This window comes from Flavobacterium rarum (SeqCode) (genome assembly GCF_965234445.1).
In the GTDB taxonomy this organism is placed as follows: Bacteria; Bacteroidota; Bacteroidia; order Flavobacteriales; family Flavobacteriaceae; genus Flavobacterium; species Flavobacterium rarum.
This window is the reverse complement of the sequence record NZ_OZ248483.1, coordinates 29,510-56,230: the sequence shown is the minus strand read 5'-3', so window position 1 is coordinate 56,230 and position 26,721 is coordinate 29,510. Positions and strand designations below refer to the sequence as shown.

The following is a 26,721-nucleotide window of genomic DNA, read 5'->3' as shown; positions in this document are numbered from 1 at the left end:
TATTAAACATGTATTTAATTAATAACTACAACCTTGTAGTTACAAAAATTGATTTTTTTTAGATTTTAATAAAAAATAACTCAATTTAATTTTATACATTTACTTCCCGTTTATGGCTTTTCTTTTACTTCGAAAACAAGATGAGTTTTTTTAAAACGATTATGTATTTGTAACAGTTTGTTAAAATACGACAATATCAAATAATTAAGATTCATAAAATAGCAAGAAATTTTAGTGAATTTCAAAACTGAATAGTAGATTATAACGAAAACGAAATGTCGCTTTTAGATTATATCCTAAACTATTTAAATTACGATACATTTAAATTATTTAAAAAGTTTTTTTTAGAGATGTAAATTATTTTATTTATAAAATAGTACAGAGCTGAAAAATACTTGTCAATAAGCGTGTATAATCAAATTCATTTTATAAAATCTGAAACTAGTTGATAAGCATCGTGTTTATCAAGCTTAATTACATAAATAAGTAATAATGGAAAAACCGAAATTAAGTTTTTGGCAAATTTGGAATTTAAGCTTTGGATTCTTAGGAGTTCAAATTGGCTATTCATTGCAAAATGGAAATACAAGTAGAATTTTAGAAGCACTAGGAGCAGATGTTCATAGTATCGGTTATTTTTGGTTGGCTGCCCCATTAGCTGGATTAGTTGTACAACCTATTATTGGCCTTTCAAGTGATAAAACTTGGACCAAATTAGGGCGTCGTATTCCTTTTATCTTTTTTGGAGCGATTGTGTCTGCGTTAGCAATGTTTTTTATGCCAAATGCAGAATATTTTACTTTCTTGTTACCTCCTTTAGTTTTTGGAGCTGTAATGTTGTTGCTGATGGACACATCCTTTAATGTTACTATGCAACCTTTTCGGGCTTTAGTTGGAGATATGGTTAACGATGACCAACGCAATTTGGGGTATTCTCTTCAAAGTGCACTTATCAATTTCGGAGCCGTTTTTGGATCTTTATTACCTTGGATTCTTGTAAAAATTGGAATGTCGAATGTGCCTGCAGCAGGAGAAAAAGTAGCCGAATCGGTTATTTGGTCTTTTTATATAGGAGGTGCAATTTTGTTGGGAACTGTACTTTGGACCGTTTTTAGAACCAAAGAATATGCACCAAAAGAACATGCTGAATACAATAAAATTGACTTAAATGCCTCTGATATTAAGGAAAAAACTAGCATTTTTAAATTAATTGGAGATGCCCCTAAAATATTTTGGCAATTAGGAGTTGTTCAATTTTTTTCATGGTTTGCTTTGTTTTTGATGTGGGTTTACACAACAAGAGCCATTGCCGATCAAATCTGGGGAAATGGAGTTGCACTAGATGCAAAATCAATTGGATTTAACGAAGCAGGAGATTGGACAGGAGTAATGTTTGCTTTTTACAGTGGAGTTGCTGCACTATTCTCTTTACTGATTCCAACAATCGCAAAAGCAATTGGAAGAAAAAAAACCTACAGTTTTTCACTCCTTTTAGGAGGATTAGGATTGATTTCAATGTTTGTAGTTGAAGACAAAAACATGTTATTACTTTCCATTTCTGGAGTGGGACTAGCTTGGGCTGCAATATTAGCTATGCCATATGCCATGTTATCTGGTTCTTTACCCGCAGATAAAATGGGAGTATATATGGGATTGTTTAATGCAACAATAACAATACCGCAAATAGCAGCAGGTGTATTAGGTAGTACTTTGATTGCTCTTTTTGGAGGTAATCCAATGGCGATTATTGTAATAGCAGGTGCATCATTTTTAATAGCTGGAACTGCTGTGTTTTTTGTAAAAGAGAAAATAGAAACGATTAAATAATAAAGAAGAATATAATGGAAAAGAGAAAAGGGTTTATTTTTGATTTGGACGGTGTCATTGTAGATACGGCCAAATACCATTTTTTAGCATGGAAAAAAATTGCCGCTTCATTGGGCATAGATTTCACATTAGAACATAATGAATTATTAAAAGGTGTGAGTCGAGTTCGATCTTTAGATATAATATTAGAATTAGGTAAAGTAGAAGCTTCTCAAGAAGATAAAGACAAATGGTTAATTCAAAAAAATGAAGATTATCTCTCTTATTTAGTAGATATGAACGAAACAGAAATACTTCCTGGAGTAATGACTGTTTTAAAATTTTTGAAAAAAAACAATCAACCTATTGCTTTGGGATCTGCCAGTAAAAACGCTAGACCAATACTAGAAAAAACAGGTACTTTAGCTTACTTTGATGCCATCGTAGACGGAAATGACGTTGTCAATGCAAAGCCAGACCCAGAAGTTTTTCTTCATGCAGCACGATTATTAAACGTAGCCAATGAAGATGCAATCGTCTTTGAAGACTCGGTAGCAGGTGTACAAGCAGCCAATATAGCCAAAATGTTAAGTATTGGAGTTGGAGAAGAATCAACCCTTCATGAAGCAGAATATATTTTTAAAGATTTCACTCAAATAAGTCCCACTTTTTTAGAATTATTAATAAACAATTAAAACAAAAAGATAAGGTGAATGAGGAATGAAGCAAAGAGGTGTTTTATTCTTGAACTTCAAACCTTACTCCTTAAATTTAAATAAAAATGAATCAAGATTATATTAAACCAGACAATTGGTCTATCATTGAAGAAGGATTTGATAGAGAAAGCGTAAAATCATCTGAAAGTCTTTTTAGCATTGGAAACGGTGCAATGGGACAAAGAGCCAATTTTGAAGAAAATTATACAGGTGAAACTTTTCAAGGAAGTTATATTGCAGGAATTTATTATCCAGACAAAACGAAAGTAGGATGGTGGAAAAATGGATACCCTGAATATTTTGCTAAAGTATTGAATGCACCAAACTGGATCGGAATTAACATCGAAATTAACGGTGAAGATTTTGATTTAAACACCTGTACTGAAGTTGCAAATTTTCGCCGTGAATTGAATATGAAAGAAGGTTGGTACCATCGTTCTTTTCAAGCCACTTTGAAAAATGGAACTCAAGTCGCAGTTGATATTCGTCGCTTTCTTTCTATAAATTTAGATGAAGTGGGTGTTATCAACTATGAAATTACACCATTAAATAAAGATGCAAAAATAATATACAAACCTTATATTGATGCTGGTGTAACCAATGAAGATGCCAACTGGGAAGAAAAATTCTGGGAGCCTATAGATGTTAGGAAATCAGGAAATGAAGCTTTTGTAACGGCTCAAACCTTCAAAACGCATTTCAAAGTGACTACTTTCATGCAAAATACCATATTTGCAAAAGGAGAAAAACAAAATCTTTCTCCAACTTCTGTAGATACTATCGCTGATAAAATTTTATTTTATTACGATGTAATTGTTGCCAAAGGCGAAAAATCAAGTATTCAAAAAATTGGTGGTTACACGGTTTCATTAAACCATGCTGATACTATTGTTGCTGCAGAAAACACAATTCAAGTAGCATTAGCAAAAGGATACGATCAATTATTGCAAGATCAAATTGATGCCTGGGCAAAAATATGGGAAATGTCAGATATCACTATCGACGGAGATGTAAAAGCACAACAAGGAATTCGTTTCAATATTTTCCAATTGAATCAAACCTATTTAGGGAAAGATTCTCGTTTGAATATTGGTCCAAAAGGATTCACAGGAGAGAAATACGGAGGATCAACTTACTGGGACACAGAAGCGTATTGTATTCCATTTTATATGGCTACAAAAGACCAACAAGTAGCTCGTAATTTGTTGACGTATCGTTACAATCAATTGGACAAGGCTATTGAAAATGCGGAGAAAAACTTAGGTTTTAAAAACGGAGCTGCTTTATATCCAATGGTTACAATGAACGGTGAGGAATGTCATAACGAATGGGAAATCACTCATGAAGAAATTCATAGAAATGGAGCTATTGCTTTTGCGATTTTCAACTACTATCGTTTTACAGGTGATTACTCTTATATTCCTGAAAAAGGATTGGAAGTATTAATTGGTATTGCTCGTTTTTGGCACCAAAGAGCTTCGTTTTCTAAAAACAAAAATCAGTATATGATTTTGGGAGTAACTGGGCCAAACGAATATGAAAATAATATCAATAATAATTTTTACACCAATTATATTGCTAAATGGTGTATCGATTATGCATACGAGCAAATTCAAAAAGTTTCTTTAGAATATCCTTCGGACCATAAACGTATTATGGAAAAAGTGAAATTATCTGAAACAGAATTGACAGAGTGGAATAAAGTAGCAGGTAATATGTATTTTCCAAAATCGGAAGAGATGGGTATTTACTTGCAACAAGACGGCTTCTTGGACAAAGATTTGGTTCCGGTAAAAGATTTAGATCGTTCACAAAGACCAATTAACCAGAAATGGTCATGGGATCGTGTTTTACGCTCTCCATATATTAAACAAGCCGATGTTTTGCAATGCTTCTACTTTTTTGAAGATCATTTTTCTAAAGAACAATTGGAACGTAATTTCGATTTCTACGAATCATTTACAGTGCATGAAAGTTCTCTTTCTCCATGTGTACACTCGATTCAAGCTGCATTGTTAGACAAAATGGATATGGCATATGCGTTTTATTTAAGAACGTCTCGTTTGGATCTTGATGATTATAATAAAGAAGTAGAGGAAGGCTGTCACATTACATCAATGGCAGGAACTTGGATGAGTATTGTGGAAGGATTTGGAGGTATGAGAGTAAAAGGAGACACCCTTCACTTCTCCCCAAAAATTCCAAAAGAGTGGACTGGCTATTCCTTTAAAATTAATTTCAGAAATCAAATTTTGAAAATTGCAGTTGATCATAAAGAAACCAAATTATCCCTTGAAGGCACTAATGAATTAACCGTTTTCGTAAATGGAACAGCTGTTTTAGTGCAACCAATTGGTTTAACTACAGTATAACTTTAAAAACAAAACCATATAAGGTCATATAAGCTCATTTAAGTTTTTCTTACATTTTCTTATATGGCCTTATTTTGTTAAAAGAACTAGGTTTAAACTTTAGATTTTAAAAATCAAACTATAAAAAGTTATTTAAGTTCTTCTTACATTTTCTTAAAAGCCTTATATGGTTAAAAAAAAAGATTCCATGAGAAAAATAATCTTCCTTTTCTTTTTTATCTCGACATCAATTTTCGCTCAAATTGACAGAGTCGAACCTCCTTTTTGGTATGCCGGAATGCACAACCCTGAGTTACAAATTATGTTTTACGGCAAAAATATTGCCCAAAATGAAGTGACAGTATCCAATGCTATTGTTATAAAAGAAGTCAAAAAAACAGAGAATCCAAATTACCTTTTCGTTACTATTGACACTAAAAACACAACGGCACAAGATTTTATCTTTTCATTTTCGAATGATAAAAAAGTCGTGTTCACGAAAAAATATAGCTTAAAGCAAAGAAGGGAAAATTCGGCTCAACGCAAAAGTTATGATGCTTCTGATTTGATTTATTTAATTATGTCCGATCGTTTTGCCAATGGTAATCCTAAAAATGACAGCGAAAAATCGGTTGTTGAAAAAGGAAACAGGGCACTTCCCGGCGGGAGACACGGTGGAGATATTGCGGGAATGATTCAACATTTGGATTACATTAAAGAATTGGGAGCTACAGCACTTTGGCCAACACCACTTTGCGAAGACAACGACAAAGCCTACTCCTACCATACTTATGGACAATCAGATGTTTATAAAATTGATCCACGTTTTGGGACCAATGAAGAGTATGTACAACTTTCGGCAGAATTGCACAAACGCGACATGAAACTAATCATGGACTACGTAACAAACCATTGGGGAGCCGAACATTGGATGATGAATGATTTACCTACCTATGAATGGATACATCAATTCCCAGGATATGCGCAAACCAATTACAAAATGACCACTCAGTTTGACACCAATGCGTCTCAAATTGACGCCAAAATGTGTATGGATGGATGGTTTGTAAAATCCATGCCCGATTTGAATCAATCGAATCCATTGGTGAATACCTATTTGAAACAAAACGCTATTTGGTGGATTGAATATGCTAATTTAGATGGTTTTCGTGTAGATACCTATTCCTATTGTGACAAGAAAGGAATCGCCGAATGGACCAAAGCAATTACAGATGAATATCCTAGTTTTAATATCGTAGGTGAAGTTTGGATGCACGCCCAAGCCCAAATGGCATATTGGCAAAAAGACAGCAAAATTGCGGCTATAGAAAATTACAATTCGTATTTACCATCGGTTATGGATTTTACATTGACAGATGCTTTAGCAAAAGTATTCAATGAAGACAATGGTAAGTGGAATGAGGGTATGATTAATGTTTACGAGAATTTTACCAATGACTTTTTATATCCAAATATCAATAGCATTATGACTTTCGTGGAGAATCATGATACAAATCGTTTCAATGAAATTTATAAAAATGAGTTGCCGAAATATAAAATGGCCATGACATTGTTGGCAACCGTTCGCGGAATTCCTCAAATTTATTATGGATCCGAAATTGGAATGGCTGGGAACAAAGATAAAAATGGAGATGCGGCTATTCGTCAGGATTTTCCAGGCGGTTGGGAAGGTGACAAGAATAATGCTTTCGCTAAAGCAGGGAGAACTCCCGAACAACAAAAGTACTTTGATTTTTCATCTCAATTATTTACTTGGAGAAAATCAAATGATGCGGTACATTTTGGAAAAATGAAACATTATATCCCAGAAAACAACGTGTATGTATATTTCAGATATACAGACTCGAAATCGGTTATGGTCGTCATCAATAATAATAAAGATTCTAAAACTTTTCCAACGAACCGTTTTCAAGAAAGTATTTTAAATTACAAAACAGGAAGCGACGTGCTTTCTGGAAAAATTATTGATTTGAAAAATGACATTACTATCGAAGGAAAATCGGTTCTGCTTTTGGAATTGAAGTGAAAAAATAAAAAATTTAAACCATTAAGGAATTAAGTTTATTAAGAAAAAGTGTAAATTGATAAGCTTAATTTTTAATGATTTAATAAAAATAAAATAACCAAAAAAGAAGTGACTCAATTGTCTTATGAAATTACTGGGTATGCAATAAAAGTGCATAAAGAACTAGGGCCAGGATTACTGGAAAGTGTTTATGAAAAATGCTTGAAATATGAGTTAGAAACTAATGGTTATTCTGTAAGACAGCAATTATCTGTTCCTATCCAGTATTATGATTTAGAAATTGATGCAGATTTAAGATTAGACTTGTTGGTAAATGACACAATAATTTTAGAGTTGAAAACAGTTGAAGCAATTTTGCCAATTCACGAGGCGCAATTACTAACTTATATGAAGTTATTAGAGATTCCTCAAGGTTTATTAATCAATTTTTACACTTTAAATATTTCTAAATCATTAAAACCTTTTGTTAATAAATTTTTCACCAGGCTAGATTAAAAATCAGCTATTGAATCTCAAAATAATTGAATAAACCATTAAGTCAATAAGTTTAATTAATAAAAACTTTGCCCTTTTATGTATCAAATTACAAACAAAGCTTAATAAACTTAATGCCTTAATGGTTCAAAAAAAAAAAAAATAGGTGAAAAAAAATTTACCATTATAAGTCATCAAATTACAAGCAAAGCTTAATAATCTTAATGTCTTAATGGTTCAAAAAAAAACAGTCATGAAAAAAATAATTCTATTCCTTTTAATTTCAAGTATTTCATTTGCACAAAATGCAAACAGAAAATTTGAAAGTTATAAAGTAGTCAAAAACAACTTAGAGATTAAAACCTCCGATGGCGTTTATTATATCAAACCGTATTCAGATAAAATAATTGAAACTACTTTTTTGCCAATTGGAGAAAACTTAAATTTCAATTCGCATGCAGTTGTTTTAACTCCTGAAAAAGTAGCTTTTAAAATAAAGCAAACTCAAAACGAATTAGTATATTCCTCTAATGGGATTTCGGTTTCTATTGTAAAAAGTCCTTTTCAAATTAGCTATTTGTACAAAAACAAACCGTTAATTTCTGAAAAAAATGGATATGCAAAAAGAGAGAATGCTAGCAAAGAAAATCCAAAAGAAACTTTGGAGTTTAATCTTGAAGCAACCGAAGCGCTTTATGGCGCAGGAGCTCGTGCTTTGGGAATGAACCGTCGAGGAAATCGTTTGGAATTGTACAACCAAGCCGATTATGGATATGGAACGCATTCGAAAAAAATGAATTTCTCGATTCCTTTAGTACTATCATCCAAAATTTATGCGGTACATTTTGATAACGGAGCCATAGGTTGGTTGGATTTGGACAGTAAAAAAGACAATACGTTGGTTTATGAAACCATTTCTGGCCGAAAAACATATCAAGTAATTGCTGGTGACACATGGGCTGATTTGACTTTGAATTACACTTCATTAACTGGTAAACAACCGCTTGTTCCTCGTTGGGCTTTAGGAAATTTCTCCAGTCGATTTGGATACCATTCTCAAGACGAAGTAACCAAAACAATTGACAAATACATCAAAGACGAAATTCCTGTAGATGCCATAATTCTGGATTTGTATTGGTTTGGAAAAACCGTTCAAGGTACTATGGGGAATTTAGAATGGGACAAAGACAATTTCTCTGATCCTAAGAAAATGATAACCGATTTGAACAGCAAAGGAGTTAAAACCATTTTAATCACGGAACCTTTTATTCTAACTACTTCAAGCAAATGGCAAGAAGCAGTGGATAAAAAAGTACTAGCTACAGATCAAGTAGGAAATCCGTTTAAATATGATTTTTATTTTGGAAATACAGGATTAGTAGATGTTTTTAAACCCGAAGGTAAAACCTGGTTTTGGAATATTTACAAAAACTTAATCAACCAAGGAGTTGGTGGATGGTGGGGCGATTTGGGTGAACCAGAAGTATTCCCTTCCGCCGCATTTACAGCCCAAGGACCTGCCGATGAAGTGCATAATATTTATGGTCATAATTGGGCAAAAATGATTCGTGATGGATACAAAACTGATTTTCCAACGGTGCGCCCATTTATTCTAATGCGTGCTGGATATTCTGGATCTCAAAACTACGGGATGATTCCATGGTCTGGAGATGTGAGCCGTTCTTGGGAAGGATTACAATCGCAACCCGAAATTGCATTGCAGATGGGAATGCAGGGAATGGCGTATATGCACTCCGATTTAGGCGGATTTGCAGGCGATTATTTTGACAATGAACTGTATATTCGTTGGTTGCAATACGGTGTTTTTCAACCCGTTTACCGTCCGCATGCGCAGGAAGACGTGCCTTCGGAGCCTGTTTACAAAGACATTATAACCAAAGCAAAAGTAAAAAAACAAATAGAATTGCGTTATCAAATGTTGCCATACAACTATACTTTGGCATTTGAAAACAACAACAAAGGTTTACCATTGATGCGTCCCTTATTTTTTGAAGAACCAACAAACGAAAAGTTGTTGAATTCTTGTGATTCGTATTTATGGGGGAATGATTTCTTGGTAACTCCAATTACAAAATCGGGCGTTACAAACACATCGATTTATTTTCCAAAAAATAATAATTGGTATGATTTTTATACTGGAGCAAAACAAGAGGCAGGAACAACGGCAAACATAGCAGTATCGGCAGATAACATCCCAGTTTTTGTTCGTGGTGGCGCTTTTATTCCGATGATAAAAACGATTCAAAATACATCTAAATACGCATTAGCCAATTTTGATTTGCATTTTTATCATGACGAAAAAGCAACTTCAAGTACTGGAAAATTATACAATGACGATGGCGTTACTCCAAATGATTTTGAAAAAGGAGCTTATGAAATACTCAATTTTTCGAGTAATTCAACCAATAAATTGATTACGGTTAAAATTAATACGGTTACAGGTAAATCTTTTATAAGCGAAGATAAAAACATTACTTTTTTAGTTCATAATATCGCAGGAAAACCAAGTAAAGTGACTGTAAACGGTGTAAATGTAGATTTTAAAACAAATGGAAACATTCTTGAAATTCCCGTTGTATTGAAAAAAGGATTGGATAACGAAATTAAAATACAATTATAAAATGAAAAGTAGAAATATAGTATTAGCCCTATTTTTATTAGCAGTAACCACTTTTGTTAGTGCCCAAGAAAAAAAAGAATCTAAAGCAAAAACCGAAAAAACGCCTTTCGTTTGGGAAGGTGCCAACTTGTATTTTTTGATGACCGATCGTTTTGCCAATGGCGATAAATCGAATGATTTAAATTATAACAGAACCAAAACTACTGGAAAATTGAGAGGTTTTGAAGGTGGAGACATCAAAGGAATCACTCAAAAAGTAGACGAAGGTTATTTTACCAAATTAGGAATCAATGTGATTTGGTTTACACCTGTTGTCGAACAAATTCACGATGGCGTTGATGAAGGAACGGGTTTGAGTTATGGATTTCACGGATATTGGGCAAGAGACTGGACAGCATTGGATAAAAATTTTGGAACCAAAAAAGACTTGTCCGAGTTGGTAAAAAAAGCACATGCCAAAGGAATCCGAATTATGCTTGACGGTGTAATCAATCATACGGGACCAGTTACAGAAGTAGATACGGTTTGGCCAGAAGGCTGGGTTCGCACAGAGCCTAAATGCCAATACAGCAATTTCGAAAACACAACTGCCTGTACATTGGTGGCGAATTTACCTGATGTAAAAACGGAAAGCAAAGTAGAAGTCAGCCTCCCTCCTTTTTTGATCGAAAAATGGAAAAAAGAAGGACGATACGAAAAAGAAGTAGCTTCATTGGGTGCTTTTTTCAAAAGAACGGGCTACCCTAGAACACCAAAATATTACATCATAAAATGGTTGACCGATTACATCGCAGAATTCGGAATTGACGGTTACAGAGCCGATACCGTAAAACATACAGATGAAAGTGTTTGGGCTGATTTTAAAACACAATGCGATTATACCTTTGCAGATTGGAAAAAAAACAATCCAACCAAAGTATTAGACAACAATCCATTTTACACCGTTGCCGAAGTGTACAATTACAACATAAGTTCCGGACAAATTTTTGATTTTGGAGACAGAAAGGTAAATTATTACGAAAATGGTTTTACGGCAATGATCAATTTTGAATTCAAAAGTGATGCTCAAAAAGACTATGCTTTTATGTTTCAAAAATATTCGGATTTGTTGAATAATCAATTGAAAAGTTTTAGTGTTTTAAATTATTTATCATCGCATGATGATGGAGGTCCATTTGATGCCAAGAGAGAAAAAAGTATCGAAAGTGGTACTAAACTACTTTTGACTCCAGGAATTGCACAAGTGTATTACGGTGATGAATCTGCACGATCTTTGGTGGTTGAAGGAACTCAAGGTGATGCCACATTGCGTTCGTTTATGAATTGGGATACTGTAAAAACCAATGCAAAGACTCAAAAAGTGCTGTTGCATTGGCAAAAATTAGGTCAATTTAGAAAAAACCATCCATCAGTTGGAGCTGGTGTGAATATTGAAATTTCGGCAAAACCGTATGTTTGTTCCAGAACTTTTACAAGAGGGAATTACACAGATACCGTTGTAATAGGCTTAGATTTAGCTAAAGGAAAAAAAGAAATTCCAGTAGGTACTACATTCAAAGATGGAGCCAAAATAAAAGATGCCTATTCTGGTAAAATGGCAACAGTTTTGAATGGTAAAGTTACCGTTGACAGTGAATTTGATATTGTTTTGTTGGAATTAAAGAAATAATTTTTGAAGCAGAAAGACTAGGCTTCTTTGGAAATATCGTCCCGCTTTCCGTTACAATCTTTTGTGCCGAACACCTGCACAAAAGGATTTTCACTTCAATCGGGGCTAAAGGGTTAGTATTTTGCTTTTTTGCAATTATAGAACACAGCAAAAGATTTTTAATTGCCTCCAGCTTTAGCTGGAGGTTTTTTTATATTTGTAGCACTATGAACAAAATACTCAAAATAGGACATCGCGGCGCCAAAGGATACGAACCCGAAAACACCTTGGTTTCTTTTGAAAAAGCAATACAAATGGGCGCTGACGGCATCGAACTGGATGTGCATCTAAGCGTAGACGGACATTTGATAGTGATTCACGATGAAACTGTAGACAGAACAACCAACGGTAAAGGTGTTGTGAACCAATTGACAGTACAAGAATTAAAGGCATTTCGAATCAATGATACCTATGAAATTCCAACATTGGAGGAAGTTTTGGACTTGGTCAATCAAAGATGTTTTGTCAATATTGAGTTAAAAAACCAAGATACAGCCGAGCAAGTGGTTCAACTGATCGAGCATTACATTTCTGTCAAAAATTGGACTCACGCTCACTTTACTGTTTCCAGCTTTGATTGGAATGCGTTGCAACAAATTCGATTTTTAAACGATGAAATTAGGATTGGCGTTCTAACCGAAACCGATTTGGACTTTGCTATTTCTTTTGCCAGATTTATGAAAGCCGAAGCCTTACATCCCGATTTTCAATTATTGACCAATGAATATACCGCTAAAATTCAAGAGAAAGGAATTCTGGTTTTCCCTTGGACAGTAAATAAAATCGAGGATATTCAAAGAATAAAATCTTTTCATGTAAATGGAATTATTACAGATTTTTTGGATAGGATTTAAAACGATGATTCTGCACGAAGCTGTGTGAGTGAAAATTTCGACACGAATTTCACGAATTTACACGAATTCTTTTCAAAAATATAATTGCACAAATAGCATTGGAGTCAATATGTTTGTGCCAAAGGCAGAAAAAATTCGTGTAATTTTATTTTTTAGGCGCACAAAAATTAGTGAAAATTAGTGTAATTCGTGTCAACTTTTTTTGACAGGCGTTTGCCCAGCTATAAATGAAAAAATCTTCGGTTCTCCCTTCAAAAACCTACCTTTGCATTTCAACATATTTCCTTTTACAATCATGAATCAAAACTTTGACATAATAATAGTAGGCGGTGGTGCTGCAGGTTTTTTTACGGCCATCAATATTGTGGAGAAAAACCCAAAAATGAAAGTTGCCATACTCGAAAGAGGAGCCGAAGTATTGGGAAAAGTACGTGTTTCTGGAGGCGGACGCTGCAATGTAACTCATGCTTGCTTTGAACCCAATGAATTGGTGAAATTTTACCCACGTGGCGAAAAAGAATTGCGTGGTCCTTTTCATCAATTTTGTTCGGGAGATACTATCGAATGGTTCGAGAAACACGGTGTAGAACTCAAGATTGAAGAGGATGGACGAATGTTTCCTGTTTCAAATTCTTCGCAGACTATAATTGATTGTTTCATAAAAGCGACTCAAAAGCTCGGAATTGCGGTTCTCACAGGTCAAAGTGTTCAGTCCATTTTCAAAAAAGACAATTTCTGGAAAGTGGAAACGCAAAACGAAAACTACATTGCAGAAAAATTAGTTCTTGCCACAGGAAGTAACCCTAAAATCTGGGAAATGCTCCAACAACAAGGTCACGCGATTGTAAGCCCTGTCCCTTCCCTATTTACTTTTAATATAAAAGATTCCCGAATCAAAGAATTACCTGGTGTGGCGGCTCAAGTTACTGTAAAAGTCAAAGACACGAAGTTAACCTCAACAGGACCATTGTTAATCACGCATTGGGGAATGAGTGGTCCAGCTATTCTGAAATTATCGGCTTGGGGAGCGCGAACTTTATTCGATAAAAACTATCAGTTTACTATTTTTGTGAATTGGCTAAACGATATGGATGCCGAAGATGCTGAAAAAGTGCTAAAAACGGTAAAACAAGAACACGCCAAAAAAGCCGTTTCCAAAAAATCTCCTTTTGACTTTCCAAACCGTTTATGGGAAAGTTTAGTTCTGGCATCAAATATTGAAGTCGAAACCAAATGGGCGGATTTTTCTAAAATCCAATTGCAAAATTTATTGAGTCAGTTGACAAACTGTACTTTTCAAGTCAATGGCAAAAGCACATTCAAAGAAGAGTTTGTAACTGCAGGCGGAATCGATTTAAAAGAAATCAACTTCAAAACTATGGAAAGCAAACTACATGAAAACCTTTATTTTGCAGGCGAAATTGTAAATATTGATGCCATTACTGGCGGATTTAATTTCCAGAATGCTTGGACAAGCGGATTTATTGTGGCGAATACTATTTAGGAATCTGTCTTTTAAAAACATCTTTAAATTGATTACAATAAGCGTTCAACTAAACGTAAATCCTCGGTAACAATATCAGGCACTGCTGATATTTCCTGCTGAAAAGCAATATGTTTTTTGTAAGGGATTTTTAGATTGTTTTGATGAAGTAACTTTAATTGGTAGTGTTAAAAAAAGTGTGTAAAAATCACTTGTAATTTTTACACACGTTTTCGAGTACTCCTATATCTGGTATTAGTTCCTATTAACTCCATCGGGTGGGCAATCAATAAATGGCCTATCATCTTCAGCTAAATAAAAATCAATTTTAACTTCATTTTTATTATAGATATCAATAAAATTAGTTTCGACTGTTTTATATCCTAAAGAAATAACCTTTATAAAAAAATATTCATTCTTCAAGTTTTGAGTTTTAAAAGAGTATTCTCCTTGAGATGAAGTTTGAATTTTAACACAACCAACAGTCAGTAGTACAGGAGGATTTATCGGCTTGCCAGTTTTAATATCAAAGACTGTACCCTTAATAGTGACTTCGTCTGAATTAATTTTAGATTTTGCTCTGATTACATTGACCTTATACCCACCTTTATTAGCGGTTGGTATTAACTCGTTTTTAATGGAAGAACATCCACAAAAAACTAATAAGTAGCTGAATAAAAGTAAAATATAGATGTATTTTTTCATGATAAATTAATATAACCCTATTCACATGGAACCGTCATAGCCTGTATAGGCTACAACCCACTTATTTTGTTTTTTCTTCATAATCACTATATATTCATTTGCACTATGTGAATTAAACATATCGCTCTTAAAAAAAGTAAAAATTAGATATTTTTTGCTGCTGTAGTAAATGGGATCTGAAAATGCATAAATCTTATGAAGCGAACTGTCCATATCCATATATTGTAAAAAAGCATTTTCCCAAGAACCATTTGGAATATCTACAAAAACTAAATTTTTTGTTTTTCTAAAATCATTTTCTTTCCAATATTTATTTACAAAGGTCTTTCCTTTTTCAGGAAGTACTTTGTTCTCGTATGTCCTTTTCATTGTTTCCCAATCTTTCTTACTATAGAAATCTTTAATGGACTTTGTATTACCTAAGGAGTCAATAGCAAGTATATAATCCGTTTTTAAAATGTAAATAGTTCTATTTGGACTTACTTTATCTCGTATGATCATTTTTTTCTCGGTTGAGAATTCTTCAACGGTTTCTAAATAATCATTGACAGCATTAAATTTGTCTTTTTCTGTCTGTGAAAATACGTTATTTGATACTGTTACAATGAATAATATTAATAAAACAAGGAATATTTTTCTTTTCATATGTAGATAATATTTATTTTTAATGGAATATGGTATCGTCAGATCTTCATTGGTGTTTTTGGCAACTATTGCCATGACGATTTCATAACTTAAATTATTTACAAGGTTTTCCTACTGGAGATTCAGAACCGATGGTGCCTCCTCTCTGTTCACAGCTATACCTATTTTTTATTCTGGTATAACCAGCGCTTCCTTCGGGAAATTCTTTTTTAAAAGCAGCAGTTTCTAGCAGTCCGCTCCATGCTAAATCTTTGTATACTTGATATGGTGTTGTAAAATTTCCATCATATTCTTGTAGAGCAGTAGCAATAATGTCAACGTATTTAGTCGCCATTGCCTCGTGTTGAGCAGCTTCAGTACCTCCGGGATAATCTTTAACTACATAAGCTTGATATAACATAGGAAGACCATCAAAAGGCATATTTGTAGGGTATGTAGCATAATTATCTACAAGGTTATGGAAATAGGCATGTGTTATTTCATGTAATAATGCAAATGCTCTAAATAATTTAGTTGCGCCTGTGTAGTCAGGACTAACTGTTATTGAATAATCATATTTTGAAATTTTAACAGTTTCGGCATAGTTGTCACCTTTTGTTTTCCCCATCTGCATAGTCACATTAGGTCCATTATTGACACCCAGTGTTTCTAATATCTTGGCTATATCAGATTGTTTGGCATTTTTCAACTTTTCGAGAACTTCTTTTAGGCAAGGATTTAAGTCTTTATCCACAATTATTTTCTCTAAGTTTTGATACATTAGATTTTTATAATAAGCATAATAAGCAATCCCCATTGATGCATAATTATTCATAGATTGTGGTCTAACAAAGTCATAATTCAACATCGTAATATAATTACCACCATAAGGTGGCGCAACATAAGTATTTTTAATAATAACCTCATTTAATTTTATAGGGTCCGGATCAGTTGCGTAAGGAGAGGGATTGTATGATCCTGTAATAGTTCCTTTATTTATTCAAAACCACTAAGTACCCTGCCATCTATATCCGTGGAGTAAACATCCCCTGTAAAATTACCATCATCTATAGGCCTCCTACTAGTCATAGTAATATTCTTTTCAGGAATATGGTGAAACAAAATAGTTTGCAATTCTCCATTTATTTCTATTTGTAAAAATTCCGTTTCTACACCCTCAAATTTAGTGGTTGCGCTTGCTATGTTTAATTTAGCATCTGTATTTGTTATATCAACTTGTTCTAATGATTCAACATCAATTTCCAAACCAATGTCATTTGAAACTCTTTTAGTAAGGCGATCATTATTTAATTTTTTTAAAAAGTTAAGCGTATTTTCTAGTGGTACTGTTTTTAAGTTATCCGGTTGAGAGCCTAAAGGATCTGTTATAATAGTATCATCATGAGATTCATCACTACAACTAAATAAAAACAAAGATGTTACTAGGATAAGACTAATTTCTAATAAGGATTTTTGGAAACTTTTTCATGTATAAGAAATTAAATTTTTAGTGTAAATAGTGTTTTTTCTTTTCGTGTAAGTTTTTGCATAATGGATGATTGTACTTTCATTGTTCTGTTTTTTTTTAATTAATGCTTTTTAACTCAATGAAATTTCAAGACAATCATTAATTCAATCTACCATGTGCACTTGGCTTACTATAAAACTAATGTACGAATATTTTTCAAAAATAATATTAAATATTAGTTTTTGCAGTCTTTTATTTAAATAATTTATGTAAATAAAAATATAATTCTTATTTTTTATGAAGAAGGTCAATTGTGATAAAGCAAAAATTTTATCAAACAAGTGCGTTGAAAAGATTTTTTCGCAATAAAGAAGAGTAGATTTACTTAGAAAATATCTCAATCACAATATAGTCGTAGAGAAAACGGAGTTACTAAAATATTCAAAAAAGAATGAGATAAAATGGCAAAAAAATTTTATACTACTTGAGAAGAAATTTACAAACCATAAGATGGTATTTATATAATCAATAAACAAAATGCCAGTGGAGATTATTCGGGCAGTTATAATCATTTTGGAAGTAAAAATCAATATGTCTTTGAAAAAATGAAAAAAATAATTATAAACTAGAAGAAGGAATAAAAAAGAAGAGAAAAATATAACAGATTTACAACAAGAAATAATTCTTTTAAGAAAGAACCAAAGTACTTAGTATTTTTCAAACCAATCTTTATAAATCAACTTCAAAACCATGGAAAGCAAACTACATGAAAACCTTTATATTGCAGGTGAAATTGCAAATATTGATGCCATTACCGGTGGATTTAATTTCCAAAATGCTTGGACAAGTGGGTTTATTGTAGCGAGTGCTGTTTAGCAAAGGAATAAATTAACAAAAATTTACGGCTATTCTAAGTTTTCTTTAAGGACGATTGAGATAAATTTACTTTCAATAAATTCTTACTTATGAAAGTAAAATTACTTCTTGTTTTCTCTTTATTTACCTCTCAATTCAGTTTTTCGCAAAACCAAGAATTACTTCAAGGAAAAGTTATCAATCAAAACCTTCCTATTAAGGGAGTTGCTATTATTAATTTTAATACTAAAGCTCAAACAAGTACTGATAAGTTTGGTAATTTTTCTATAGCAGCAAAAAAAAATGATTTACTCGTTTTTATTTCAAAAAACTATGAACTAAAAAAGTTACTTGTAAACGAAAAACTGTATGATGAAAAAGGATTGACTGTTTATTTGAACCTAAAACCAGAAGAGCTAGAAGAAGTAGTGATTACAAAAATGTCTTCCCTGAAATTGAGCGGGACTAAAGGCTACGAACAAGGAAAAGTGGACGAAATAACTTTGGATAAAGCTGCAAGTAAACCAAGAACTGGAGTTTACGATGGAACTATAGAAAACGGTGCCGATATCAATCGAATATTTGGAATGGTTTTGGGACTGTTTATAAAAGACAAAGAACCACCCAAAGACAAAGGGCCTGAAATTGAATTTGCAACATTAGCCAAAAACACCTGCAATCAAAAATTCTACCTTGAAACTTTAAAATTAAAACCAGAAGAAATAGATCTTTTTCTTCAGTTTTGTGATACTGATCCAAAATCCAAAAAACTAATTGAAAACACTAATGTTCTTAGCATGATGGATTTTTTGACAATCAAAAAAATTGAATTTAAAAAATTAAAAGAAGTTGTAAAATAGTAACATAACATGAACGTAAAAATACTTTTAATACTATCCTTTTTGGTTTGCCAATTTAGTTTTTCACAATCAGAAAAGCTTCTTAAAGGAGTAGTTTCATCAGAGAATTTCTTATTGAAAAATGTGGATATCATCAATAAAACAACCAAAAAAAGCACTACTACAAATGAAAAAGGCGAATTTGTAATTGAAGCTAAAGTCAATGACAGTTTACTTATTTATGCAAAAGATTACAATTTAAATAGGCTGAGAGTATCGCCAAAACTGCTTGAACTTAATAATCTGCAGATTATAATGCTTAAAAATGTCGAAGAATTAGAGGAAGTCGTAATTGAAAAAAAGCAAAATTTAAAACTAAGCAAAGACAAAAAATACGAACAAAGTAAACGAGATGAGTATGCGACAGAAAAATTTGACAATAGAGAGGGATATCAAAAGATGAGAAAGGGTACGTTTGTCAATGGGTTAAATTTTGTTACAATTCGCAAAAAGCTTAAAGATTTATTGTCAAAAGAAAAAGAACCAGAAAAAGTAACTTTGCCAGAAATTGAATTTGCAACATTGGCCAAAAACACCTGCGATCAAAAATTTTTTACGGAAAGCCTAAAATTAAAACCAGATGAAATAGAACTTTTTCTGCAATATTGTGATGTCGATCCGAAGTCAAAAATATTAAATTCGAGTTCAAACGAACTTAGTATAATGGATTTTTTAATCGTTAAAAACGCGGAGTATAGAAAGAAACCAACATCAAAGTAATTTGTTTTAGCTAAGTCCCAAAAGATTACTGTTTATTATGGCTAAAAACTGTTTTTCTCTATCGATTCAACCACCAAATATTCCCATTCAAAACTGCAGCAAAACTGACCCAAAGCAAATATGGAATAAACAAATAACCTGAAATTTTGTTGATTTTGGAAAATTGAATATACGTTTCATAAATCATTAACCACAATATAATGATTTCAAGACCCGCCAACATTGGGTTTTTTAATCCAAAAAACAGATACGACCACAAGGCATTTAATGCCAATTGAATAGCAAAAAACAACAATGCTTTTTTTACGATTTCTTTCTCGAAATCAATTCTGTTCCAAACCAATCCTGCAGCAATTCCCATCATGATATAAAGAGTACTCCAAACTGGCGCAAAAATCCAATTTGGTGGATTGAAACTTGGTTTGATTAAAGTGGGATACCAAGTGGTTATTGCCGAACGGGTAACCATTCCAGAAAAATAACCAACAACAAGACAAGTTGCAACAATTGCTAAAATTCGAGTAATCTTATTCATTTATGTTTTTTTTGAGAAGTCAAAAGTACTTAAAAACTTTCTAAAGATTATACAAAATAGGAAAACCTCATTTTGGTTAAAAAAAGTATCTTTGCTCAAATTTTTCATTTATGATTGCAGCTGCCGATTTTATTCCTAAGCCCTATACAAATAGTTTAAACCAAGGAAGTTTTACTTGGAGTGCACCCAGTAACATTGCTTTGGTAAAATATTGGGGCAAAAAAGACAACCAAATTCCAGCCAATCCATCGGTTAGTTTTACGTTGAACAATTGTAAAACGATTACAACTTTGGCTTTTGCCAAAAAACAAAACGATGGCGATTTCTCTTTCGATTTGCTTTTTGAAGGAAAACCCAAAGAAGATTTTAAACCAAAAATTCAAAAATTCTTGGAAAGGATTGAAGTTTACTTGCCTTTTTTGAAAGAGTATCATTTTACGATTGATACGCAAAATACATTTCCACACAGCTCTGGAATAGCTTCTTCGGCATCGGGAATGGCAGCTTTGGCAATGAATTTTATGAGTTTGGAAAAAGCGTTACATCCTGAAATGACCGAAGAATATTTCTATAGTAAAGCATCATTTTTGGCGCGATTAGGATCAGGAAGTGCTTGTAGAAGCGTAAAAGGACAAGTAGTAGTTTGGGGAAATCAAGCCAATATAAAAGGGAGTACAGATCTGTATGGAGTTGAATATCCATATGCGATTCATGATATTTTCAAAAATTTTCAAGACACCATTTTGCTCGTTGACAAAGGTGAAAAGCAAGTTTCGAGTACCGTAGGACATGATTTGATGCACGATCATCCTTTTGCCGAAAGACGATTTGCTCAAGCGCATGAAAATTTAGACAAACTGATTCCTGTTTTTGAAAACGGAAATCTAGATGAATTTATAACCATTGTAGAAAGTGAAGCTTTGACTTTGCATGCGATGATGATGACTTCGTTACCGTATTTCATTTTGATGAAACCGAATACTTTACAAATAATTAATGCAATTTGGAAATTCAGAAATGAGACCCAAATTCCAGTTTGTTTTACTTTGGATGCAGGTGCGAATGTGCATGTTTTGTATCCAAATGCGGTTAAAGAAAAAGTGTTGCAATTTATTAAAGCAGAATTAGTTGGCTATTGCCAAAATGCTCAGTACCTTTGCGACGAGATTGGAAATGGCGCATTGTTGAGTTAATTCATTTTTTTCTTATCTTTATTTTCTAAATGCTACAATCATGGATTTGAATGCGGAGAAATTAAGACTAATTAAGAAGATTTTAAAAACAAAGGATGTTTCAATTCTAAAAAAAATTCGCTTGGTTTTTGAAAATAAAGAAAAAGAGCTTTGGAAGGAATTAACTCCCGAACAGCAAGAAGAAATAAACATAGGCATACAAAATGAAAATCGGTCGGATGTAGTCGATTTTTAAAATTAATACAATACACTAATTACCAACCCCAAATTGATAATTTTACAAAATATGAAAGGACCTTTATTTTACTCAAAAATATTACTTTTTGGAGAATACGGAATTATTCGTGATTCCAAAGGATTATCAATTCCTTATAACTTTTACAATGGCGCACTGAAGAAAGAGCTAAATCCTTCTGAAGATGCCATAAAATCCAACGGTCATTTGAAACGTTTTGTAGTCTATTTGGAAACCCTTCAAAATGAACAACCTGATTTGGTCACTTTTGATTTAGAGACTTTAAAGAATGATGTTGAAACAGGAATGTATTTTGATTCCAGTATTCCTCAGGGATACGGAGTAGGCAGCAGCGGAGCATTGGTAGCTGCTATTTATGATAAATATGCTCAAGATAAAATCACAGTTTTAGAAAATTTAACTAGAGAAAAATTACTGACTTTAAAAACAATTTTTTCTCAAATGGAAAGTTTTTTTCACGGAAAAAGTTCAGGATTAGATCCCTTAAACAGTTATTTGAGCATACCTATCTTAATTAATTCTAAAGACAATATTGAAGCAACTGGTATTCCAACTCAAAGTTTTGATGGAAAAGGAGCTGTATTTTTATTAGATTCTGGCATTGTTGGGGAAACCGCTCCAATGGTGAATATTTTTATGGAAAACCTTAAAGACAAAGGGTTTCGTACTATGCTTAAAAATCAGTTTATAAAATACACTGATGCTTGTGTGGAAAATTTCTTGGGAGGCGACATGAAATCTTTATTTGAAAACACGAAACACTTGTCAAAAGTGGTTTTAAACAATTTTAAACCGATGATCCCAGAACAATTTCATGGTATTTGGCAAGCTGGAATTGATTCAAATGATTACTATTTAAAACTCTGCGGTTCTGGCGGTGGTGGTTATATTTTAGGTTTTACAGAAGATCTTGAAAAAGCTAAAGCTTCATTGAAAGATTTCAAACTAGAAGTAGTTTATCAATTTTAATTCACATTTTTTATATTCGAAATTAAAACTCATAAACCTTAAACCCATTCCATGTCAAGCAGGCAGAATAAACTTTTTCTATTAAAAATGTTCAGTTTATTCTCTGTAATAAGAGGTTACAACATTCCAATTATTGCTTTAGCGCAGTATCTTTCGGCAATATTTATTTTGGCACCAGAGAAAAGAGCTTTAGCAATACTTTTAGACTTCCATCTTTTTATAATTGTTTTGGCCTCTAGTTTAACCATTGCTTCAGGATACATTATCAATAGCTTTTACGACAGTAAAAAAGACTTGATTAATCGACCAAATAAATCACATTTGGATCGTTTGGTTAGTCAAACAACAAAACTTCGAGTCTATTTTAGTCTTAATTTTTTTGTAGCGGTGATTGCTTTTTTTGTTTCATTTAGGGCAGTTTTGTTTTTTTCGGTATATATTTTCTTAATTTGGTTTTATTCTCATAAAATAAAAAAATACCCTTTGGTTGGCAATTTAATGGCAGCTCTTCTAGCAGTTTTACCTTTTTTTGGTATTTTACTTTACTTTTATTTAAAAATGCCTTTGTATGAAATAGAAAACAATAGTGGTAAACTTGCCGTTATTCTTTCTCATGCAACATTTTTGTTCCTTTTGATTTTAATACGTGAAATGATTAAAGATCTGGAAAATATAAAAGGTGATTTGGCCAATGATTACAAAACCATTCCAATTATTTATGGCGAAGAATTTTCAAAAAGAATAATAACGATTTTAACTATAATGACCATCTTCCCTGTATATTTCTTAATTGATGTATACGATGTTGGTTATATGGATATTTATTTTTACTGTTGTTTTATTGTTCTTATTTTCTTCTTACTCTATTTATGGAAATGGAACACCAAAGAACAATATGTTGTACTTCACAATGTTTTGAAATTCATAATAGTTGCTGGTGTTTTTTGTATCGTCTTAATAAACCCAAGTGTATTGTGGCACGGTAAAAAAATATTAATGGCTGTATATTAGGTATTCTCAAAAGCAAACCTCCTTTTTTAATTTTACAGACTAAATTAAAGTACATTTAATTAGATAGTTAGCTTTTTCTAATTGCCAAAAATCGTTTCTCAATGATATAAATAGTATCTTTGCACAAATTATAGAATATTATGAACAATAAGGACGGCAATAATAGAGGAAGTGGACCAAGAGCAAACAGCTCTAGACCTAGTTCAAATAAGCCAAAACCTGCGATGCAAAAAAGGGCACAAGGGCCAAAAAAAGTAAAAACAATTGTTAAAGTTGCCGATACTACTGACAAAGTAGAGAAAAAACCGAATCAAGCTCCAAAAAGACCAAAAGTAAAAGATGAGATTCGTTTGAACAAATACATCTCAAACTCTGGGACATGTTCAAGACGTGATGCCGATATTTACATTCAGTCTGGAAATGTAAAAGTAAACGGAATTCCTGTTGTAGAAATGGGATATATGGTAAAACCTGGTGATGTTGTCAATTTTGACGGAATGGTTTTGACTCCTGAGAAAAAAGTGTACATCTTATTAAACAAGCCTAAAAATTTTACTACTGCTCTTGATGAAGGTCAAGAATACAGAAATGTTTTAGAACTTGTAAAAGGTTCTACCACTTCAAAAATTGCTCCAATAGGCAGAATGGACAAAAACACAACGGGACTTTTGTTGTTTACAAATGATACCGATATGATTCGTAAATTTACTTTACCAAGTCAAAAATCATCCAAAATATATCAAGTTTCTTTAGACAAAAATTTGAAGTTTGAAGATTTAGAAAAAATAAACAAAGGACTTGTTCTTGATGGACATAGAGTTTATGTTGAAGATGTAAGTTATATTGAGGGAGAAGCAAAAAGCGAAATCGGAATACAATTAAGATCGGCAAACGTAAAAGTGGTTCGTGCTATTTTTGAAAATTTCAGTTATGACGTTTTAAGAATTGACCGTGTAGCTTTTGCAGGATTAACCAAAAAGAATTTACCAAGAGGAAATTGGAGGCTACTTACAGATCAAGAAATCATTAATCTGAAGAACGTATAATACTTCTCTCTAAAAAAAATCTCAAATCCCTTTCACTTCAAAATGTAAAGGGATTTTTTAATTAAAAAAAACCGAATGACACCAGAAAAATTACAATCTATCGCCTTTAAATGGTTTGATGCTTTTAACAATCATAGTTTGGAACAGCTACTTTCATTATATGATGAAGAAGCCGAACATTTTAGTCCAAAATTAAAAATTCGTAAACCTGAAACCCAAGGATTAGTTTCTGGAAAAGAAGCGTTACGAGCTTGGTGGCAAGATGCTTTTGATCGGTTGCCAAGTTTGCATTATAAAGTAACCTCGCTTACAGCCAATGCAGATCGAGTATTTATGGAATATATTCGAACCGTCGAAAATGAAGAAGACATGCTTGTAGCCGAAGTTCTTGTTGTTAAAGAAGATAAGATTGTAGCTTCAAGAGTCTATCACGGATAGTTTAAGATTTAATTAACAGACGAAAAATGGCCTTTTAGTTAGATTTACAACTTATTAATAAAACCCAATTATGAGAAAAACCCACATTTTTTTGTTTGCAATTGTTGTGTCAATTGTATTGACAAATTGTAAATCGAATGAAAAGAAGCAAGATTTCACGGCTTTGACTAAAAGTTATTTTGATGACAAAAATGCACTGGATCCTTTGGGCGCTACCCAAAATGGTCAATCGGCATACAATGATCAGTTGCAATTTGAAATGACGGATTCCTATAGAAAAACGCAAGCTGCTTTTTTTAATAAGTACGAAACAGCCTTAGCCAAAATAGACCAAACTACACTTTCAAAAGAAGAGAAAAACAGTTTTGAAATTATGAAATGGGAAATTCAAGTTGGGAAACTAGTATTGAAACAACCTTCAAACTTACTCCCTATCCATCAATTCTGGGGAACTCAAGTTACGATGGGGCAATACGCAGGTGGAACTAGTGCCCAACCTTTTAAAACTGAAAAAGATTATGCCAATTTCTTAAAAAGAATAGACAAGTATGCTGTTTGGATTGATTCTGCAATGGTGTATATGAAAAAAGGAATGAAAGAAGGTGCAGTTTTACCAAAAGCATTAACAGTAAAAGTGATTCCACTCTTTGCAGACATGCCAACTGCAAAAATAGAAGACAATTTATTTTATTCTTCTATAAAATTAATGCCGACTTCTTTTAGTGATGCTGTAAAAAAAGATTTGACTGCAAAATATACTACAGCAATTAATGAAAAATTGATTCCAAAGTACAAAAAAATGGCGGAGTTCTTAAAAAACGAATACCTCCCTGCTTCTAGATCAACTAGTGGAATTGGAAGTTTAACCTTTGGTACCGCACTTTATAAAGGACTCGTAAAGCAATGGACAACTACCGAAATGACGCCTGAAGAAATTCACGAAATAGGCTTAAAAGAAGTAGCAAGATTGACACTAGAAATGGAGAAGGTTAAAAATCAAGTTGGTTTTAAAGGAACTTTATTAGCCTTTTTTGATGAAGTTAGAAATAAAAAAGAGCTTAAACCATTTCATAAACCAGAAGAAGTAATTGCAAATTTTGAAAGGATTTATACCAAAATAAAACCAAACGTTGACAAGCTTTTTTCTTTGCAGCCACAATCCAAATTTGAAATTAGAAGAACAGAAGCTTTTAGAGAAAAAACAGCAAGTGCTGAGTACAATCAAGGATCCGCAGATGGAACTCGACCAGGTATTTTTTATGTTCCTGTTCCAAATGTAACAGAGTATAATGTTTATGGCGACGAAGATTTATTCTTACATGAAGCTATTCCTGGGCATCATTTTCAGATTTCATTACAACAAGAAAATGCAGCTTTACCTGATTTTCGAAAATTTGCTTGGTTTGGTGCTTATGGTGAAGGCTGGGCATTATATACCGAAAGTTTAGGGAAAGAATTAGGACTATATCAAGATCCATATCAATATTTTGGAATGTTAGGCAATGAAATGCACAGAGCAGTTCGATTGGTAGTAGATACAGGTATGCATAGCAAAGGTTGGACCAGAGAACAAGCTATTGATTATTCATTGGCTAATGAAGCTGAAAGTAGAGAAAGTATAACTACTGAAATCGAAAGATATATGGCAATTCCAGGTCAAGCTTTGTCTTATAAAATTGGGCAATTAAAAATTATGGAATTGCGTAAAAAGGCAGAAACCAAAATGGGAGCTCAATTTGACATCAAAAAATTCCATGAAAAAGTATTAGAATCTGGTGTTTTGCCATTGGCGTTATTAGAAAATAAAATTAATGAATGGATTAAAGAAAACTAGTTTATTTTTTGATTGAATTTGTTTAATTAGCATTGAATCGAGAGATGCTATAAATTTATTTAAATCCCATTTCGCTTTAAGTGAAATG

The 26,721-nt window shown here is 32.8% G+C and carries 23 protein-coding genes and 1 pseudogene; 19 read left to right on the top strand and 5 right to left on the bottom strand.

Annotated features, from left to right (window positions below; all coding sequences use genetic code 11):
• Nucleotides 1-492 precede the first annotated feature (492 nt).
• From AC8GF4_RS06010 to AC8GF4_RS05970, 9 genes are all read left to right on the top strand, one after another.
• Nucleotides 493-1,827 (top strand): MFS transporter, encoded by a 1,335-nt coding sequence (locus AC8GF4_RS06010; protein WP_506593342.1) that lies wholly within the window; start codon nucleotides 493-495, stop codon nucleotides 1,825-1,827.
• A 14-nt stretch (nucleotides 1,828-1,841) separates the two neighbouring features.
• Nucleotides 1,842-2,501 carry a beta-phosphoglucomutase gene (pgmB, locus tag AC8GF4_RS06005; RefSeq protein ID WP_506593341.1) on the top strand — a complete coding sequence of 220 codons (660 nt, stop codon included), beginning with the start codon at nucleotides 1,842-1,844 and terminating at the stop codon, nucleotides 2,499-2,501.
• An 86-nt stretch (nucleotides 2,502-2,587) separates the two neighbouring features.
• Nucleotides 2,588-4,894 carry a maltose phosphorylase MdxK gene (mdxK, locus tag AC8GF4_RS06000; RefSeq protein ID WP_506593339.1) on the top strand — a complete coding sequence of 769 codons (2,307 nt, stop codon included), beginning with the start codon at nucleotides 2,588-2,590 and terminating at the stop codon, nucleotides 4,892-4,894.
• Between the two features lie 187 nt (nucleotides 4,895-5,081).
• On the top strand, nucleotides 5,082-6,920 hold the full coding sequence (locus AC8GF4_RS05995; RefSeq protein WP_506593338.1) for a glycoside hydrolase family 13 protein: 1,839 nt from the start codon (nucleotides 5,082-5,084) through the stop codon (nucleotides 6,918-6,920).
• Nucleotides 6,921-7,013: 93 nt separating this feature from the next.
• A complete protein-coding gene (locus tag AC8GF4_RS05990) occupies nucleotides 7,014-7,415 on the top strand; it encodes a GxxExxY protein (RefSeq protein WP_506593390.1) in 402 nt (133 codons plus the stop codon).
• Between the two features lie 232 nt (nucleotides 7,416-7,647).
• Nucleotides 7,648-10,035, top strand: a complete 2,388-nt coding sequence (locus AC8GF4_RS05985; protein WP_506593337.1) for a glycoside hydrolase family 31 protein — start codon at nucleotides 7,648-7,650, stop codon at nucleotides 10,033-10,035.
• Between the two features lies 1 nt (nucleotide 10,036).
• A complete protein-coding gene (locus AC8GF4_RS05980) occupies nucleotides 10,037-11,704 on the top strand; it encodes an alpha-amylase family glycosyl hydrolase (RefSeq protein ID WP_506593336.1) in 1,668 nt (555 codons plus the stop codon).
• Between the two features lie 206 nt (nucleotides 11,705-11,910).
• Nucleotides 11,911-12,597, top strand: coding sequence for a glycerophosphodiester phosphodiesterase (locus AC8GF4_RS05975; protein ID WP_506593334.1), 687 nt, complete (start codon nucleotides 11,911-11,913; stop codon nucleotides 12,595-12,597).
• A 295-nt stretch (nucleotides 12,598-12,892) separates the two neighbouring features.
• A complete protein-coding gene (locus AC8GF4_RS05970) occupies nucleotides 12,893-14,101 on the top strand; it encodes a BaiN/RdsA family NAD(P)/FAD-dependent oxidoreductase (protein WP_506593389.1) in 1,209 nt (402 codons plus the stop codon).
• 234 nt (nucleotides 14,102-14,335) lie between these two features.
• Here the strand turns inward: AC8GF4_RS05970 and AC8GF4_RS05965 are convergent, their stop codons facing one another.
• The 4 genes from AC8GF4_RS05965 to AC8GF4_RS05950 all read right to left on the bottom strand — a co-directional run bounded on the left by AC8GF4_RS05965 (nucleotide 14,336) and on the right by AC8GF4_RS05950 (nucleotide 16,843).
• Nucleotides 14,336-14,785 carry a peptidase associated/transthyretin-like domain-containing protein gene (locus AC8GF4_RS05965; RefSeq protein ID WP_506593333.1) on the bottom strand — a complete coding sequence of 150 codons (450 nt, stop codon included), beginning with the start codon at nucleotides 14,783-14,785 and terminating at the stop codon, nucleotides 14,336-14,338.
• Nucleotides 14,786-14,806: 21 nt separating this feature from the next.
• A complete protein-coding gene (locus AC8GF4_RS05960; RefSeq protein ID WP_506593332.1) occupies nucleotides 14,807-15,505 on the bottom strand; it encodes a hypothetical protein in 699 nt (232 codons plus the stop codon).
• Between the two features lie 19 nt (nucleotides 15,506-15,524).
• The gene (locus AC8GF4_RS05955; protein WP_506593331.1) at nucleotides 15,525-16,244 is read right to left on the bottom strand and encodes a hypothetical protein; all 720 of its coding nucleotides are present in this window, start codon (nucleotides 16,242-16,244) and stop codon (nucleotides 15,525-15,527) included.
• Nucleotides 16,245-16,405: 161 nt separating this feature from the next.
• Nucleotides 16,406-16,843, bottom strand: coding sequence for a hypothetical protein (locus AC8GF4_RS05950; protein WP_506593330.1), 438 nt, complete (start codon nucleotides 16,841-16,843; stop codon nucleotides 16,406-16,408).
• 769 nt (nucleotides 16,844-17,612) lie between these two features.
• Here AC8GF4_RS05950 and AC8GF4_RS05945 point away from each other — a divergent pair.
• The 3 genes and pseudogenes from AC8GF4_RS05945 to AC8GF4_RS05935 all read left to right on the top strand — a co-directional run.
• Nucleotides 17,613-17,753, top strand: a pseudogene (locus tag AC8GF4_RS05945) (NAD(P)/FAD-dependent oxidoreductase); the annotation flags it as partial.
• An 89-nt stretch (nucleotides 17,754-17,842) separates the two neighbouring features.
• On the top strand, nucleotides 17,843-18,592 hold the full coding sequence (locus AC8GF4_RS05940) for a BamP family beta-assembly machinery protein (protein WP_506593329.1): 750 nt from the start codon (nucleotides 17,843-17,845) through the stop codon (nucleotides 18,590-18,592).
• A 9-nt stretch (nucleotides 18,593-18,601) separates the two neighbouring features.
• On the top strand, nucleotides 18,602-19,351 hold the full coding sequence (locus AC8GF4_RS05935; protein WP_506593328.1) for a BamP family beta-assembly machinery protein: 750 nt from the start codon (nucleotides 18,602-18,604) through the stop codon (nucleotides 19,349-19,351).
• Nucleotides 19,352-19,409: 58 nt separating this feature from the next.
• Here AC8GF4_RS05935 and AC8GF4_RS05930 read toward each other — a convergent pair whose 3' ends face one another.
• Nucleotides 19,410-19,886 carry a TspO/MBR family protein gene (locus AC8GF4_RS05930; RefSeq protein WP_506593327.1) on the bottom strand — a complete coding sequence of 159 codons (477 nt, stop codon included), beginning with the start codon at nucleotides 19,884-19,886 and terminating at the stop codon, nucleotides 19,410-19,412.
• 110 nt (nucleotides 19,887-19,996) lie between these two features.
• Between AC8GF4_RS05930 and AC8GF4_RS05925 the strand changes: the two genes are divergently transcribed.
• The 7 genes from AC8GF4_RS05925 to AC8GF4_RS05895 all read left to right on the top strand — a co-directional run bounded on the left by AC8GF4_RS05925 (nucleotide 19,997) and on the right by AC8GF4_RS05895 (nucleotide 26,633).
• The gene (locus AC8GF4_RS05925; RefSeq protein ID WP_506593325.1) at nucleotides 19,997-21,079 is read left to right on the top strand and encodes a diphosphomevalonate decarboxylase; all 1,083 of its coding nucleotides are present in this window, start codon (nucleotides 19,997-19,999) and stop codon (nucleotides 21,077-21,079) included.
• Between the two features lie 40 nt (nucleotides 21,080-21,119).
• Nucleotides 21,120-21,314: a hypothetical protein gene (locus tag AC8GF4_RS05920; RefSeq protein ID WP_506593324.1), complete on the top strand. Its 195-nt coding sequence runs from the start codon at nucleotides 21,120-21,122 to the stop codon at nucleotides 21,312-21,314.
• A gap of 51 nt (nucleotides 21,315-21,365) precedes the next feature.
• The gene (locus AC8GF4_RS05915) at nucleotides 21,366-22,304 is read left to right on the top strand and encodes a mevalonate kinase family protein (protein ID WP_506593322.1); all 939 of its coding nucleotides are present in this window, start codon (nucleotides 21,366-21,368) and stop codon (nucleotides 22,302-22,304) included.
• Between the two features lie 51 nt (nucleotides 22,305-22,355).
• On the top strand, nucleotides 22,356-23,315 hold the full coding sequence (locus AC8GF4_RS05910; protein WP_506593321.1) for a geranylgeranylglycerol-phosphate geranylgeranyltransferase: 960 nt from the start codon (nucleotides 22,356-22,358) through the stop codon (nucleotides 23,313-23,315).
• 140 nt (nucleotides 23,316-23,455) lie between these two features.
• On the top strand, nucleotides 23,456-24,361 hold the full coding sequence (locus tag AC8GF4_RS05905; protein ID WP_506593320.1) for a pseudouridine synthase: 906 nt from the start codon (nucleotides 23,456-23,458) through the stop codon (nucleotides 24,359-24,361).
• Between the two features lie 75 nt (nucleotides 24,362-24,436).
• Entirely contained in the window at nucleotides 24,437-24,799 is a 363-nt protein-coding gene (locus AC8GF4_RS05900; protein WP_506593319.1) for a nuclear transport factor 2 family protein, read from the top strand.
• Nucleotides 24,800-24,869: 70 nt separating this feature from the next.
• Nucleotides 24,870-26,633 (top strand): DUF885 domain-containing protein, encoded by a 1,764-nt coding sequence (locus AC8GF4_RS05895; protein ID WP_506593318.1) that lies wholly within the window; start codon nucleotides 24,870-24,872, stop codon nucleotides 26,631-26,633.
• Nucleotides 26,634-26,721: the final 88 nt, after the last annotated feature.

Excerpts from the sequence above, each read along its gene's own strand:
- AC8GF4_RS05985 (WP_506593337.1), top strand. The coding sequence starts at position 7,648 with ATGAAAAAAATAATTCTATTCCTTTTAATTTCAAGTATTTCATTTGCA.
- AC8GF4_RS05955 (WP_506593331.1), bottom strand. The coding sequence starts at position 16,244 with ATGAATAATTATGCATCAATGGGGATTGCTTATTATGCTTATTATAAA.
- AC8GF4_RS05915 (WP_506593322.1), top strand. The coding sequence starts at position 21,366 with ATGAAAGGACCTTTATTTTACTCAAAAATATTACTTTTTGGAGAATAC.
- AC8GF4_RS05965 (WP_506593333.1), bottom strand. The coding sequence starts at position 14,785 with ATGAAAAAATACATCTATATTTTACTTTTATTCAGCTACTTATTAGTT.
- AC8GF4_RS05895 (WP_506593318.1), top strand. The coding sequence starts at position 24,870 with ATGAGAAAAACCCACATTTTTTTGTTTGCAATTGTTGTGTCAATTGTA.
- AC8GF4_RS05975 (WP_506593334.1), top strand. The coding sequence starts at position 11,911 with ATGAACAAAATACTCAAAATAGGACATCGCGGCGCCAAAGGATACGAA.
- AC8GF4_RS05995 (WP_506593338.1), top strand. The coding sequence starts at position 5,082 with ATGAGAAAAATAATCTTCCTTTTCTTTTTTATCTCGACATCAATTTTC.
- AC8GF4_RS05980 (WP_506593336.1), top strand. The coding sequence starts at position 10,037 with ATGAAAAGTAGAAATATAGTATTAGCCCTATTTTTATTAGCAGTAACC.
- AC8GF4_RS05910 (WP_506593321.1), top strand. The coding sequence starts at position 22,356 with ATGTCAAGCAGGCAGAATAAACTTTTTCTATTAAAAATGTTCAGTTTA.
- AC8GF4_RS05905 (WP_506593320.1), top strand. The coding sequence starts at position 23,456 with ATGAACAATAAGGACGGCAATAATAGAGGAAGTGGACCAAGAGCAAAC.
- AC8GF4_RS05935 (WP_506593328.1), top strand. The coding sequence starts at position 18,602 with ATGAACGTAAAAATACTTTTAATACTATCCTTTTTGGTTTGCCAATTT.
- AC8GF4_RS05960 (WP_506593332.1), bottom strand. The coding sequence starts at position 15,505 with ATGGCAATAGTTGCCAAAAACACCAATGAAGATCTGACGATACCATAT.
- AC8GF4_RS05920 (WP_506593324.1), top strand. The coding sequence starts at position 21,120 with ATGGATTTGAATGCGGAGAAATTAAGACTAATTAAGAAGATTTTAAAA.
- AC8GF4_RS06010 (WP_506593342.1), top strand. The coding sequence starts at position 493 with ATGGAAAAACCGAAATTAAGTTTTTGGCAAATTTGGAATTTAAGCTTT.
- AC8GF4_RS05930 (WP_506593327.1), bottom strand. The coding sequence starts at position 19,886 with ATGAATAAGATTACTCGAATTTTAGCAATTGTTGCAACTTGTCTTGTT.
- AC8GF4_RS05940 (WP_506593329.1), top strand. The coding sequence starts at position 17,843 with ATGAAAGTAAAATTACTTCTTGTTTTCTCTTTATTTACCTCTCAATTC.
- AC8GF4_RS05925 (WP_506593325.1), top strand. The coding sequence starts at position 19,997 with ATGATTGCAGCTGCCGATTTTATTCCTAAGCCCTATACAAATAGTTTA.
- pgmB (WP_506593341.1), top strand. The coding sequence starts at position 1,842 with ATGGAAAAGAGAAAAGGGTTTATTTTTGATTTGGACGGTGTCATTGTA.
- AC8GF4_RS05970 (WP_506593389.1), top strand. The coding sequence starts at position 12,893 with ATGAATCAAAACTTTGACATAATAATAGTAGGCGGTGGTGCTGCAGGT.
- mdxK (WP_506593339.1), top strand. The coding sequence starts at position 2,588 with ATGAATCAAGATTATATTAAACCAGACAATTGGTCTATCATTGAAGAA.
- AC8GF4_RS05900 (WP_506593319.1), top strand. The coding sequence starts at position 24,437 with ATGACACCAGAAAAATTACAATCTATCGCCTTTAAATGGTTTGATGCT.